At 47.4% G+C, this 13316-nt stretch carries 10 protein-coding genes; 5 read left to right on the top strand and 5 right to left on the bottom strand.

Translation table 11 applies throughout. The features are described 5' to 3' along the window. Window positions 1-171: a 50S ribosomal protein L32 gene (gene rpmF, locus T411_RS0100820; protein WP_000290732.1), complete on the bottom strand. Its 171-nt coding sequence runs from the start codon at window positions 169-171 to the stop codon at window positions 1-3. A gap of 34 nt (window positions 172-205) precedes the next feature. Beyond that, complete coding sequence (gene yceD / locus T411_RS0100815; RefSeq protein ID WP_001174444.1) at window positions 206-730, bottom strand: 23S rRNA accumulation protein YceD; 525 nt, start codon at window positions 728-730, stop codon at window positions 206-208. 147 nt (window positions 731-877) lie between these two features. On the opposite strand from yceD, the gene T411_RS0100810 reads away from it, so the two are divergent. Beyond that, window positions 878-1459, top strand: a complete 582-nt coding sequence (locus T411_RS0100810; protein ID WP_001181925.1) for a Maf family protein — start codon at window positions 878-880, stop codon at window positions 1457-1459. A 100-nt stretch (window positions 1460-1559) separates the two neighbouring features. Here T411_RS0100810 and rluC read toward each other — a convergent pair whose 3' ends face one another. Beyond that, the gene (gene rluC, locus T411_RS0100805; RefSeq protein WP_001002871.1) at window positions 1560-2507 is read right to left on the bottom strand and encodes a 23S rRNA pseudouridine(955/2504/2580) synthase RluC; all 948 of its coding nucleotides are present in this window, start codon (window positions 2505-2507) and stop codon (window positions 1560-1562) included. Between the two features lie 611 nt (window positions 2508-3118). Between rluC and rne the strand changes: the two genes are divergently transcribed. Beyond that, window positions 3119-6277 (top strand): ribonuclease E, encoded by a 3159-nt coding sequence (gene rne / locus T411_RS0100795; RefSeq protein ID WP_012706024.1) that lies wholly within the window; start codon window positions 3119-3121, stop codon window positions 6275-6277. A 353-nt stretch (window positions 6278-6630) separates the two neighbouring features. Then, complete coding sequence (locus tag T411_RS0100790; protein ID WP_000461417.1) at window positions 6631-8190, top strand: SulP family inorganic anion transporter; 1560 nt, start codon at window positions 6631-6633, stop codon at window positions 8188-8190. Window positions 8191-8192: 2 nt separating this feature from the next. On the opposite strand, the gene T411_RS1000000121520 is transcribed toward T411_RS0100790, so the two are convergent. Next, window positions 8193-8327: a hypothetical protein gene (locus tag T411_RS1000000121520; protein WP_001881761.1), complete on the bottom strand. Its 135-nt coding sequence runs from the start codon at window positions 8325-8327 to the stop codon at window positions 8193-8195. Between T411_RS1000000121520 and T411_RS0100785 the strand changes: the two genes are divergently transcribed. Beyond that, window positions 8308-9183, top strand: a complete 876-nt coding sequence (locus T411_RS0100785; RefSeq protein WP_000219805.1) for a DMT family transporter — start codon at window positions 8308-8310, stop codon at window positions 9181-9183. The genes T411_RS1000000121520 and T411_RS0100785 overlap by 20 nt on opposite strands. A gap of 109 nt (window positions 9184-9292) precedes the next feature. Here the strand turns inward: T411_RS0100785 and adhE are convergent, their stop codons facing one another. Further along, window positions 9293-11977, bottom strand: coding sequence for a bifunctional acetaldehyde-CoA/alcohol dehydrogenase (gene adhE, locus T411_RS0100780; protein WP_001145580.1), 2685 nt, complete (start codon window positions 11975-11977; stop codon window positions 9293-9295). A 626-nt stretch (window positions 11978-12603) separates the two neighbouring features. Between adhE and T411_RS0100775 the strand changes: the two genes are divergently transcribed. Further along, window positions 12604-13242, top strand: coding sequence for a YchE family NAAT transporter (locus T411_RS0100775; protein WP_001190428.1), 639 nt, complete (start codon window positions 12604-12606; stop codon window positions 13240-13242). The last annotated feature ends 74 nt before the right edge of the window (window positions 13243-13316 follow it).

Raw genomic sequence — 13316 nt, 5'->3', positions numbered from 1 at the left:
TTACTTGTTGATAACCTTTTTACCACGGTAGTAACCTTCAGCGGTTACGTTGTGGCGCAGGTGAGTTTCACCTGAAGTTGCGTCTACAGATAGCGCTGCAGCAGTTAGCGCATCGTGTGAACGACGCATGCCACGTCTTGAACGTGTTTTACGGTTTTGTTGTACGGCCATGGACCCTACTCCTATGTTAAGAATGCTTAGCGAATTACTTCTTCAAGCTTTTTAAAACATCGAATGGATTCGGCTTCTCTTCCAAAACTTCTTCTGGAAGTTCACCAAACACCAAATTGTCTGAATCAACGCTACAATCCGCTTCGTCATGCATCGCAACTTGAGGCAAATTCAAGATGAACTCGTCTTCAACTAACTGAACTAGGTCAACCTCACCAAACTCGTTTAGATCTACCAAATCATACTCGTCTGGGGCGTCTTCTTCACTTTTACGACCTAAGTAAGGGGTATAAGTAAATTCAACTTCACACTCGTGTGCGAAAACCTCGTTACAGCGCTGACACTCTAAATCAACTTCGATGTTAGCTTTACCAGAGATAACAACCAGTTGCTGTTCATCAATCTCAAATGACAATGAAACTTCAGCGTCGCGTTTAACGCCTGCGACTGACTCCTCTAAGCGCTTGAACAAATTAACTTGGATGATGCCATCAAAGTCTAATCTTTTCTGAGCGGCTTTAGCCGGATCAACCGTTCGCGGTATTTTTACCTTTTGCATAGGGCGCGAATATTATCTTCCAAAACAGATTTAGTCAAAGAAAAAGGCAAAAAACTTGGTTTTTTTTCCCTTTCCACAGAGAGCATTATGAACAGCGCATTAGGATACGTTATGCTGCTGTCAAACACGCGATGATTGTAAAGTAAAATGCAAAATTACCAACTAGTTTTAGCTTCTACCTCTCCATTTCGCCAACAAATTCTGGCGAAATTAAAGCTGCCTTTCGTCACTGCAAAACCTGATTGCGACGAAACGCCGTTAATCGGAGAAACACCCGAACACTTAGTGATGCGCTTGGCTGAAAACAAAGCGCGTAGCTGCTTTTTAGCAGACCCGAGCTTAGTGATTGGGTCAGATCAAGTCTGCGTGATCGATGACCAAATCATCGGTAAACCCTTAACTACTGAAAAAGCCGTTGAACAACTTTTACGCCAAAGTGGTCAAGCGATTACCTTTTATACTGGCTTAGCGCTTTTTAACAACCAAACTCAGCAAACACAGGTGCTTTGCGATACCTTTACGGTACATTTTCGAACCTTATCCGAGAGTATGGCTAGACGTTATGTCGAGGCTGAGCAACCACTGCACTGTGCAGGTAGCTTTAAAAGTGAGGGATTAGGCATTGCCTTGTTTGAGCGCTTGGAAGGCGACGACCCCAATTCGCTCATCGGCTTACCCCTGATTAAGCTCATTCAGTTGTTAGAAAATGAAGGGCTCAATGTGATTTGACTTTAGCGTTGACATTGCACAACGGACACCGCAAGGCTTTATCACGAAAAACTAACAGAAAAGGGCGAATTATCGCCCTTTTCTTGTTTAGGCATCCGGTTTAAGCCTGACGCATTTTTGTCAGAGCTTGCTCCAAATGCGCTTCGAGTGGCGCATGGATTTCCAACTTTTTCTCGCTGGCAGGATGCACAAATTGGATGTTTGCCGCATGCAAAAACAGGCGCTCAATCCCAAATTGCGCTGTATAAGCATCAAAGCGGCGATCACCATAACGATCATCCCACGCGATTGGATGCCCCATGTACTGAGTGTGTACACGAATTTGGTGCGTACGCCCAGTCACAGGGCTCGCTTGAACTAACGTCGCTTCAGCAAACTTCTCAAGAATACGGAATCGGGTTTCCGACGGCTTACCGTTGGGGTTCACGCGCACTATGCTGTTGACTTCATTTTTCAGCAACGGCGCATTGACCACTTTACACTCTGCATCCCAATGTCCCATGACTAAAGCGTAGTAGTACTTCTGCACCGTTTTCTCGCGAAACTGAGCTTGTAAGTGGCGCAGTGCCGAGCGTTTTTTGGCCACCAGCAAAATCCCTGAGGTATCACGGTCAATACGGTGTACTAACTCAAGAAAACGCGCTTGGGGGCGCAGGGCGCGCAAGGCTTCAATGGCACCAAAGTGTAAACCGCTCCCACCATGCACTGCCGTACCTGACGGTTTATTGAGGATGAGTAAATGATCGTCTTCATAGACAATACAGTGTTCTAATTCCGCCACTTTACTGAGTTTGGTACTCGGTGGAGCAGGCTCGTTCTCTTTGACTTCCACGGTGACGGGAGGCACACGCACCACATCGCCCGCTTCGAGCTTGTATTCTGCTTTTACGCGTTTTTTGTTCACGCGCACTTCTCCCTTACGTAGAATTCGATAAACCACGCTTTTGGGAATATTTTTTAATTGGTTGCGCAAAAAATTATCAATGCGCTGACCAGCCATGTCTTCATCAATGTCGATGAACTGGACTTGAGTTCTGATTTCGTTCATGGCGCTATTCTATCTGGAATCGAGTTAAAGTCACATTTTCTTAGCAACAAAAAAAGCCATTTTTCATTAGCATCAACCCCATTTGCCGACAATTTAACCAAGTTAACCTTGGGCTCACTACCTAATTTGGTCGCACGGATGCTCCAAGCCTAACATTTCAATCATCTTATCTTTATTTAACAATAAGTTAGATTGTTGGTTTTTTGTAATCTCCCGCAAATAATTTGCGCTACATTGGAAAGCTGATTGCTGACTTTGGCAGTCACTGCTATAGTTCACAGCTGCAAGAGCTGAACCGGTGGCATTTTGTTCTTTACCGTTCAATTTCTGGCAAATTAATGAGTAGTCAGTCGAAAACAAGGTGCAGCACACGGCGTAAGACACACTGTTTGAGGCTTTTTGTTGCTCTACTCGTCGCCTTTTCATGTTGAGTACCCACCGCCTTTATAGCGGATCACAGGCAATCGTTGGCTTGTGAATACTGATGTGCCCCAGAGCATCCCCTCCAGCCGGGAGGCTGTATCGAATAAGCCATGGGATCTGGCACCGTGAAAACGAAACTCGGCAACAAAAACAAGAATCAAAACTATATAAGAAAATGAGATTTTTAAATGAAAAGAATGTTAATTAACGCAACTCAAAAAGAAGAGTTGCGTGTCGCGTTGGTCGATGGCCAACGTCTGTTCGATCTGGATATTGAAAGTCCGGGGCACGAATCGAAAAAAGCAAATATCTACAAAGGCCGCATTACCCGCATTGAACCCAGTCTTGAAGCTGCATTCGTTGACTACGGTGCTGAAAGACACGGTTTCCTCCCTCTCAAAGAAATCGCTCGTGAATACTTCCCTGATGGTTATAGCTACCAAGGTCGTCCAAACATCAAAGATGTGCTGAACGAAGGTCAGGAAGTGATCGTGCAAATCGAGAAAGAGGAGCGCGGTAGCAAAGGTGCAGCCCTAACCGCCTTTATCTCTCTAGCGGGCAGCTACTTAGTTCTGATGCCAAATAACCCTCGTGCTGGCGGTATTTCTCGTCGTATCGAAGGCGATGAGCGCACTGAACTGAAATCAGCACTCAGCTCACTAGAATTGCCACAAGGTATGGGCTTAATTGTTCGTACCGCAGGCGTAGGTAAAAGCGCTGAAGAGCTAGAGTGGGACTTAAATGTACTGCTTAAGCACTGGAGTGCGATTAAACAAGCGTCTGATTCAAACCCTGCACCTTTCCTTATCCACCAAGAAAGTAACGTGATTGTTCGTGCGATCCGTGATTACTTGCGTCGTGATATTGGTGAAATTCTTATCGACAGCAACAGCATTTACGAGCGTGCTCTTGAGCATATCCGTTTAGTGCGCCCAGATTTCGTCAATCGTGTGAAAAAATACGAAGGCGAAGTACCGCTGTTCAGCCATTTCCAAATCGAAAGCCAGATTGAATCGGCTTTCCAACGTGAAGTTCGCCTGCCTTCTGGTGGTTCAATCGTTATTGACCCAACCGAAGCCTTGACTTCCATCGACATCAACTCTGCTCGCGCAACCAAAGGTGGCGATATTGAAGAGACCGCTCTCAATACCAACCTAGAAGCTGCAGATGAAATCGCACGCCAATTGCGTCTGCGTGACCTCGGTGGTCTTGTGGTGATCGACTTCATCGATATGACCCCTGTTCGCCACCAGCGTGAAGTGGAAAACCGTCTACGTGAAGCGGTGCGTGTTGACCGTGCTCGCGTTCAAATTGGCCGTATTTCTCGCTTTGGTTTGCTGGAGATGTCGCGTCAACGTTTGAGCCCTTCTCTGGCAGAAGCAAGCCATCACATCTGTCCTCGTTGTAAAGGAACCGGCGTGATTCGTGACAACGAATCTTTGGCACTTTCTGTTCTGCGCTTAATTGAAGAAGAAGCACTCAAAGACAACACATCGCAAGTGCTTGCGGTGGTACCTGTCTCTATCGCGTCTTATCTGTTAAACGAGAAGCGTCGCTCAATCAATCACATTGAAAAAGCGCAGCAAGTTCGCATTACTATCGTGCCAAATTCCGATATGGAAACACCGCACTTTGAAGTGATCCGCGTGCGTGAAGGTGAAGAGCAAGATGTTCTCTCTTACCTGATTCCGAAAAAGCTGGAAGCGATGAAAGAAGCGGAAGGCAAAGAAGTGGTCGATGTTGAGCTCAAACCAAAACGTATTGAAGAGCCAGTACTGAAAGGTTTTGCAGCGCCTGCGGAAGCGGTTCCTGCTCCAACACCAAAACCTAAAGCAGAACCTCAACCTGTTGCAGAGGTACAGCAACCTGCGCAGCCTGGTTTCTTTAGCCGTGTGTTTAAAGCGATTGCGAGCCTATTCTCTGCGACACCGGAAGCGGCCAAAGTAGAAGCGCCTGTAACGCAGAATAGTGAACAAGACAAACCTCGTCGTGAACGTAACGATCGTAATAATGATCGTCGTCGTAACCCTCGTGACAAAAACCGTCGCCGCGGTAATGAGGAAAACAACGAGCGTAACGATAAAGAGACATCAAACAGCAACCGTAAGCCACAAGAGCGCAAGCCAAAGCAAGAGCGTGGTGAGCGTAACGAACGTAATGACCGCAATGAACGTCCAGAAACCGAGCGTCCAGAACGTCAAGATCGTCGTAATAAACGAGATGAAAGTAAAACGGCTAAATTGCTTGAGCAAGGTCGCCAATTAGCGGCTGAAGCACAACAAGAAGTTAAAGCCGTTGAGCCTAAAGAAGAGAAAGCCGCGGTTGTTAAAGAACGTCGTCAACGTCGTAAGCTCTCGAAGCAAATTCGAGTCAAAGATCAGCTTGCCGCAGAAGAGTTAGACAACCTGTCTACAGCTCCTGTTGACAATGCGTTCGACGCTCCAGCGCCAGTTAATCTGCCTGTAACCGATGATTTTGCGGATTCGGCTCAAGAGGATAACGAGCAAGATGATCAGAAGCAGCGTCGTAATCGCCGCTCGCCACGTCATCTGCGCGCCAGCGGCCAGCGCCGCCGTCGTGGTCGTGATCGTCGCCCTAACCCATTCCGCCTGCGTAAAGGTGGGGTTGCCTCTCCTGAGATGGCCATGGGTAAAGTGATGCCTCGCTACGACTTAGCGCCGCGTCCACAGTCACGCCATGAAACTGCTGAAGGTGCTCAACATGTGACTCATGTAACACCGACTGCGGCAACTGCAGTAGTAGAAAGCGAAAAAGTGGCAGCGCCACGTGTACTCGGAGGCGTTGCCTTCCCAGAAATGGCGATGGGTAAAGTCATCGTACGTCGTGAAACTGCTGCGGTTCAACCTGAGCCAGTAGTGCAAGAGCCAGTGATTACTGACGTGATCGCAGAGACACTCATCGCACCCGTTGAGCCGGTCGTGGTTGAAGCTACAGTGATTGAAGCTCCGGTAATTGAAGAGTCAGCAACAGAAACTGCTGCGCTAGAAACCGTAGTGGCGAAAGTCGCTGAAGTCGAAGAGCCAGCCACAATCAGTGACGAGGTTGTCGCACAAACGACGGTTGAAGTGATCGCAGACAAAATGGCAGAACCAATTAAGGTTGTTAAGCCAGTGACAGTGAGTGCAACATCACTCACCGCGAAAGCGGTCATCCAACAGCCGTACGCCTCATCGCCGATGACTAAAGCACCTGGCTCAGATGACATCCGTGAAGTGCAGGTTAACGCCGCGCCTTTACGTGCTGAACGTTACCAAGCGCGTGGTGCGGGTAGTCAAGTCGTGCGTAATCAAGCCAGTGCGGGCATGAGTAAGCCGCAAAGCTTCTAAATAGCGAAACCATACGATAAGGGCTGCCAACGCAGCCCTTTCTTTTACCCGTGATTCTTAAATTTCCCAACAGCCTTGCATCATCTCTTGCCTAGATGCCTTGTGTACATACTACTTGGCGTTGCAGCCAATAGCGCTAAAGCTCAAGTAGCAAGGGGATGACCTTATTCATGCTGGTGATATGGGCTAACACTGTAATTGATGATTGCACCCTACCGTTCAATTCTGTAGCATCCGCAGTTCAAAATTAACCCGCTTAGTCACACCTTGATCTTTCACTTTATGTTAAGCGGCTCGGTTCACTTCATGCTCATCATTCATGAGCAGCACAAATACGGAACACGGTTTTGCCCATGTTTGAATTCCCTTCTTTCTCGCAGCACTCAATAAAAAATGATGTGTTATCTGGGTTGACGGTCGCACTGGCTCTGGTACCAGAAGCGGTGGCTTTTGCATTTGTCGCGGGGGTCGATCCTATGGTTGGCCTTTATGCCGCGTTTATTGTCGGCCTGATTACCTCCATTTTTGGCGGTCGGCCCGGTATGATTTCTGGTGCAACCGGAGCAATGGCAGTAGTGATGGTGAGCTTAGTCGCAAGCCATGGTGTGCAGTATTTATTTGCCGCGATTCTTCTCACGGGTTTACTGCAAGTCGCAGCAGGCTTGTTTAAGTTAGGCAAATTTATTCGCATGGTACCGCATCCAGTGATGATTGGTTTTGTGAATGGGCTAGCGATTGTGATTTTTCTAGCTCAACTCGGCCAATTTAAAGCTCCCGATCTCAACGGAGTCATGACTTGGCTACCACAAAAGGAATTGCTCCTCATGTTAGGGCTGGTTGCCTTAACGATGGCGATCATCCATTTCCTACCCAAACTCACCACCGCGATACCTTCTTCATTGGCGGCGATAGTCACTGTCACTCTGCTGGTTCAAGGTTTAGGCTTGGAAACTCGTACCGTCGTGGATTTTCTGCGGGCTATGTCGGGGAATGATGCGGCAACTCTTGCGGGCTCTCTTCCCTCTTTTTCGATTCCCGCGGTACCTCTGACTTGGGAAACCCTAAAGATCATTTTCCCTTATGCTTTAATTCTCGCTGCGATTGGCTTGATAGAGTCACTGCTGACGCTGACGGTTTTAGATGAAATGACTGGCACTCGCGGCCAATCCAACCGTGAATGTATGGGGCAAGGCTTAGCCAATATCACGTGCTCCATGTTTGGTGCCATGGGTGGCTGCGCCATGATTGGGCAATCGATGATCAACGTTAACTCTGGTGGACGTGGTCGTCTATCGGGGATAGTCGCAGCCGTATTGCTGCTGTGCTTTATCCTGTTTACCGCTTCTTTGATTGAGATGATCCCGCTTGCGGCATTAGTCGGCGTCATGTTTATGGTGGTGATTGGCACTTTTGAATGGGCTACCTTCAAATTAGCGCGCCGAGTTCCGAAACAAGATTTCTTCGTCATTGTGTTGGTGACAGTGGTCACCGTGTTTACCGATTTAGCGATTGCGGTCGCAGTCGGTGTGATTGCCTCTGCGTTGATGTTTGCATGGGAGCACGCCAAGCATATTTACGCAGCCAGCCATATCAATCCTGATGGGCATAAGGAATATCATATTCATGGCCCCATTTTCTTTGGGTCGGCCGCGAACTTCCTTGAATTGTTTGATGCGCACCATGATCCTAAAGAAGTGATTGTCGATTTCGCTCGCTCGCGCGTGGCCGATCATTCAGCGATTGATGCGATAGAAACCTTAGCGGAACGTTATGCCGCCGTTGGTAAAACCTTGCACTTGCGCCATTTAAGCCAAGACTGTCGCGCTCTACTACAGAAAGCAGGCAGCTTAGTGGAAATCAACCTTAAAGAAGATCCAACCTACAAAGTCGCTAGTGATGTTTTGGCGGGATAATATCACCAAGGCAGCCTCGCGCTGCCTTGTTCACGACGGCCAGCCATCGATGATTTAACTTGCTGATAATTTAGCCTTTCTCTAGCATGGTGCTTCCACTTTCTTCCGGAGCACACCATGACATGGATTTTTCTCACCCTGTTTGCTGCCTTTATGCAAGCATGGCGCAACGCATTCCAGAGCCGTTTATCTGGCGATGTGACAACAGCAGGTGTGACCCTCGCACGCTTTCTCTGGGCAAGCCCGATTGCTGGCGTGTATCTGATCGCACTCTATCAATGGCAACCTGCCGCATTACCCACCTTCTCCAGTGCATTTTGGCATTATGTGGTCGGCGCATCGTTCATGCAGATCCTGGCTACCGCGTTAATGGTCAAGCTTTTTAAATACAACAACTACGCGGTTGGTGCTGGGCTGGCTAAAAGCGAAGCTTTGGTGGCTGCAATCTTGGGTATGCTGTTTTTCGGCACTCAACTCACGGTATTAGGCTGGCTTGGTGTAGTGATTGGCGGGGTTGGAGTCTTTATGCTGAGCAGTCACGGCGGTTTTAAACAGCTTTCACTCCCGACCGTACTTCTTGGCTTGAGCAGCGGTAGTGCATTTGCTCTCACTTCACTCTGGGTTCGTGAAGCCAGTCTCGCCTCACAACTCCCCTTCCCTTACAGCGCAGCTTGGGTATTGTTGTTGGTCATCTCGCTGCAAACACTCTGTTTGGTCGGATACTTGCTCATTAAAGAGAGATCGACCTTGTACAAGCTTTGGCAACGCCCGAAGTTAGTCATGCTGACCAGTGTGAGCAGTTGCTTAGGCTCGATAGGTTGGTTTAGCGCCATGTCACTGCAAGCCGTGCCTTATGTGAAAACGCTTGGCCAAGTGGAGATCTTTTTCACTATGTTGATCTCCATCTTCTGGCTAGGTCAAAAAGTGCGAATTAAAGATGGATTCGGGCTTATCTTAGTGGCTCTGGCCGCTATCTTGGTGATGTGGACCTAACTCAAGTGGCCATCTTACTGACTCTTCCCAAAGTCATGGCATAAAAAAACCCTCCTTATGGAGGGTTTGAATTTCCCGATTTGTTTCGTGCTAGCGAAAACCAATCACATTACTTTTTCGCTTTTGGCGCTTTCGCCGCTTCTTGATCTGCTTTCTTTACGATAACAGTGGTGCCTTCGAAAGTTTGACCTTCAACGAATGGCTTACCGTAGTAAGAAGCCAGCAGAACTTCTTTCAGCTCAGCGATCAGTGGGTAGCGTGGGTTTGCACCAGTACATTGGTCATCAAACGCTTCAACCGCTAGCTCATCCACTTTTGCAAGGAAGTCTGCTTCTGCTACACCTGCAGCTTGGATTGATTTTGGAATGTCTAGGTTAACTTTCAGTTCATCCAACCAAGTCAGCAGACGCTCAATCTTCTGTGCAGTACGGTCACCCGGTTGGCTCAGACCTAAGTGGTCCGCCACTTCTGCGTAACGACGACGTGCTTGTGGACGGTCGTATTGAGAGAATGCCGTTTGTTTGGTTGGGTTGTCGTTCGCGTTGTAACGTACTACGTTAGCAATCAGCAGAGCGTTCGCCAAACCGTGTGGTAGGTGGAACTCAGCACCGATTTTGTGCGCCATTGAGTGACATACACCCAAGAACGCGTTCGCGAATGCGATACCAGCGATAGTGGCTGCGTTGTGTACTTTCTCACGAGCGATTGGATCTTTCGCACCATTCGCGTAGCTAGAAGGTAGGTACTCTTTCAGCATCTTCAGCGCTTGTAGTGCTTGACCGTCTGAGTATTCGTTCGCAAGAACGGATACATAAGCTTCGAGTGCGTGAGTTACCGCATCGTAACCACCGAAAGCGGTCAGAGACTTAGGCATGTTCATCACAAGGTTCGCATCTACGATCGCCATTTGTGGTGTCAGTTCGTAGTCTGCCAGTGGGTACTTAGCGCCAGTCTTGTCGTCAGTCACAACCGCGAATGGTGTAACTTCTGACCCCGTACCTGAAGTGGTAGTGATACAAACAAGCTCTGCTTTTTTACCCATTTTAGGGAACTTGTAGATACGCTTACGGATGTCCATAAAGCGCATAGCCAGTTCTTCAAAGTGAGTATCTGGGTGCTCGTACATTACCCACATGATCTTCGCCGCATCCATTGGTGAACCACCACCTAGCGCAAGAATCACATCTGGTTGGAAGCTTTGCATTGCTGCAGCGCCTTTTTCTACGACAGACAGTGTTGGATCCGCTTCTACTTCGAAGAATGTCTGAACTTCCATGCCTTGTGCTTTCAGCAGGGCAACCACATCGTCTGCATAACCGTTGTTGAATAGGAAACGGTCAGTAACTAGGAATGCGCGTTTTTTACCTTCTAGGTCGCTCAGGGCGATTGGAAGGCTACCACGGCGGAAGTAGATAGACTTAGGTAGTTTGTGCCACAACATGTTTTCAGCTCGCTTCGCAACAGTTTTCTTGTTGATTAGGTGCTTAGGACCTACGTTCTCAGAGATTGAGTTACCACCCCAAGAACCACAACCCAGAGTCAGAGACGGTGCAACGTTGAAGTTGTACAGATCACCGATACCACCGTGAGTGGTCGGGATGTTGACAAGAATACGGGCAGTTTTCAGTTTATCACCAAAGTAACGGATACGGTCTGCGTTAACGTCTTGGTTGGTGTACAGACCTGAGGTGTGACCGATACCGCCGATCTCAACCATAGTCACCGCTTGAGCAACCGCGTCTTCGAAGTTGTCAGCACGGAACAGGCCAAGTGTTGGAGACAGTTTCTCGTGAGCGAATTCATCGTCATAAGAGACTTTGCCCAGACCTTCACCCACCAGCACTTTAGTATCTGCAGGTACTTTTACGCCTGCCATTTCAGCGATAGCAGCAGCAGGTTGACCTACGATCTTCGCGTTCAGAGCGCCATCAATCAGCAGCACTTTACGCACTTTGTCTGCATCCGCTTTGCTCAGGACGTGCGCTTTGTGCGTTGCGAAACGCTCTTTCACTTCGTCGTAAACTTCGCTCACTACGATAGCCGCTTGCTCAGAAGCACACACTACACCGTTGTCGAACGTTTTAGACATCAGGATAGAAGCAACCGCACGTTTGATATCTGCAGTTTCATCGATAACAACTGGAACGTTACCTGCACCTACACCGATGGCTGGTTTACCAGAAGAGTAAGCCGCTTTCACCATCCCAGGACCACCCGTCGCAAGGATCAGTGCGATACCATCGTGTTTCATCAGAGCATTTGACAGCTCAACTGAAGGTTGGTCAATCCAACCGATGATGTCTTTTGGTGCACCCGCTGCGATTGCGGCATCCAGAACCAGTTTCGCTGCTGCGTTGGTTGAGTTTTTCGCACGTGGGTGTGGAGAGAAGATGATACCGTTACGAGTCTTCAGAGAAATCAGTGATTTGAAGATCGCGGTTGAGGTTGGGTTAGTCGTTGGGACGATACCACAGATGATGCCAACAGGCTCAGCGATAGTCATAGTACCTAGGTTGTCATCTTCTTCGAGGATGCCACAGGTTTTTTCGTCCTTGTACTTGTTGTAGATAAACTCAGAAGCAAAGTGGTTTTTGATTACTTTATCTTCAACAATACCCATACCTGATTCTTCTACCGCCATTTGTGCTAACGGGATACGTGCTTGGTTTGCTGCTAGAGAGGCTGCGCGGAAGATTTTGTCTACTTGTTCTTGAGAGAAAGTAGCAAATTCAGCTTGAGCTGCTTTAACGCGAGCAACCAGAGCATCAAGTTCAGCCAGATTAGTAACAGGCATAATGAATCTCCTAAAATAAAAAAATGTTAAAAACTCTTTAGTAAGTGTGCTGCAGTTCGTTTTTACTGTGGTTCAAAGACTTAACTTACAACCGACTTAGTAAATTGCTTTCACGACTGAGTATAATATTTCAGACTGTGAAAAAAATTGACTCAGATCAGTTATGAAAAACTAATTACCTAACAAGTGGTACCCAAGAGTAAAAACATAAATTAAACAATTGAAATTAAACGATTTAAACAAAAAACCACTCGTGATTAAAAAAACCGCACTTAGCTTTCAAAAACTAAAAAAACTACAACAGCCTGTAAAAAAGTTTCATTTTTAAACACAACCACCACTTTTAAGAGGGGGTTAACGTGCTACTGAGAGTATATCGGTTATGCTTACGACCACCAGCCATTGCCTAAGTTTTTACAAAAAATGTGCGAATGTTAACAGGCGACATTATGAGCAAACAAACTTGACACAAGAATGACACTTACTCTTTGCATAATTCTTCATCAATTAGTTTTTCTCACATAATAATCAATAGCGACTCAATTTTTTTCATTCGTGCTTTTGCTATCTTTAACTTACATTACGCACGCTTCTTTACGTCCCAATGATGGTTACGAGACTTCATCATGCAAAGCTTTGAAATTGCTATATTCCTCCAATTTTTTCTCGGCCTTGTCGCTGCAGTAAACCCTGTAGGCATTATGCCGGTATTTGTTTCTCTTACTGGCCACATGACGCTGGAAGAGAAAAATAAAACCGCAGCGACCGCGAATATCGCCGTGGCCATCATCTTGATCATCGCCTTACTGGCGGGTCAAATGCTGCTCGACCTCTTCAGTATTTCTCTCGATTCATTCCGTGTTGCAGGCGGTTTACTGCTGCTTAGCATCGCCTTTTCGATGATGAGCGGTAAGCTCGGTGAGGATAAGCAGAATAAACAGGAAAAATCCGAATACATCAGCCGTGAGCAAATTGCGGTTGTCCCACTGGCGATGCCACTCATGGCCGGCCCCGGAGCCATCAGTTCAACGATTGTTTATGGCTCACGTTATCCAAATATGCTGGATACCTTGGGGATCATTTTGACCGTTGTCGCCTTCAGTTTTTGCTCTTGGCTGCTTTTCCGTTCAGCACCGTATATCGTCCGCTTGCTCGGACAAACCGGTATCAACGTAATCACCCGTATCATGGGTCTGATCCTTGGTGCGCTCGGTATTGAATTTATTGCCAATGGGCTACGTAACTTGTTTCCCGGCTTAGCGTAAATCGTGAATAACTCGATTTAAGACGTCGATAAAAAAAGCGCCAAACGGCGCTTTTTTGTTAGGAGATGTGGCTT

This window comes from Vibrio cholerae ATCC 14035 (assembly GCF_000621645.1).
Lineage (GTDB): Bacteria > Pseudomonadota > Gammaproteobacteria > Enterobacterales > Vibrionaceae > Vibrio > Vibrio cholerae.
Note: the sequence above shows the minus strand (reverse complement) of the source record. Positions and strands in the feature narration are given on the sequence as shown.

Bases quoted from the DNA above. Each gene is read 5' to 3' on its own strand.
- rpmF (WP_000290732.1), bottom strand. From the start codon at position 171: ATGGCCGTACAACAAAACCGTAAAACACGTTCAAGACGTGGCATGCGT.
- yceD (WP_001174444.1), bottom strand. From the start codon at position 730: ATGCAAAAGGTAAAAATACCGCGAACGGTTGATCCGGCTAAAGCCGCT.
- T411_RS0100810 (WP_001181925.1), top strand. From the start codon at position 878: ATGCAAAATTACCAACTAGTTTTAGCTTCTACCTCTCCATTTCGCCAA.
- rluC (WP_001002871.1), bottom strand. From the start codon at position 2,507: ATGAACGAAATCAGAACTCAAGTCCAGTTCATCGACATTGATGAAGAC.
- rne (WP_012706024.1), top strand. From the start codon at position 3,119: ATGAAAAGAATGTTAATTAACGCAACTCAAAAAGAAGAGTTGCGTGTC.
- T411_RS0100790 (WP_000461417.1), top strand. From the start codon at position 6,631: ATGTTTGAATTCCCTTCTTTCTCGCAGCACTCAATAAAAAATGATGTG.
- T411_RS0100785 (WP_000219805.1), top strand. From the start codon at position 8,308: ATGACATGGATTTTTCTCACCCTGTTTGCTGCCTTTATGCAAGCATGG.
- adhE (WP_001145580.1), bottom strand. From the start codon at position 11,977: ATGCCTGTTACTAATCTGGCTGAACTTGATGCTCTGGTTGCTCGCGTT.
- T411_RS0100775 (WP_001190428.1), top strand. From the start codon at position 12,604: ATGCAAAGCTTTGAAATTGCTATATTCCTCCAATTTTTTCTCGGCCTT.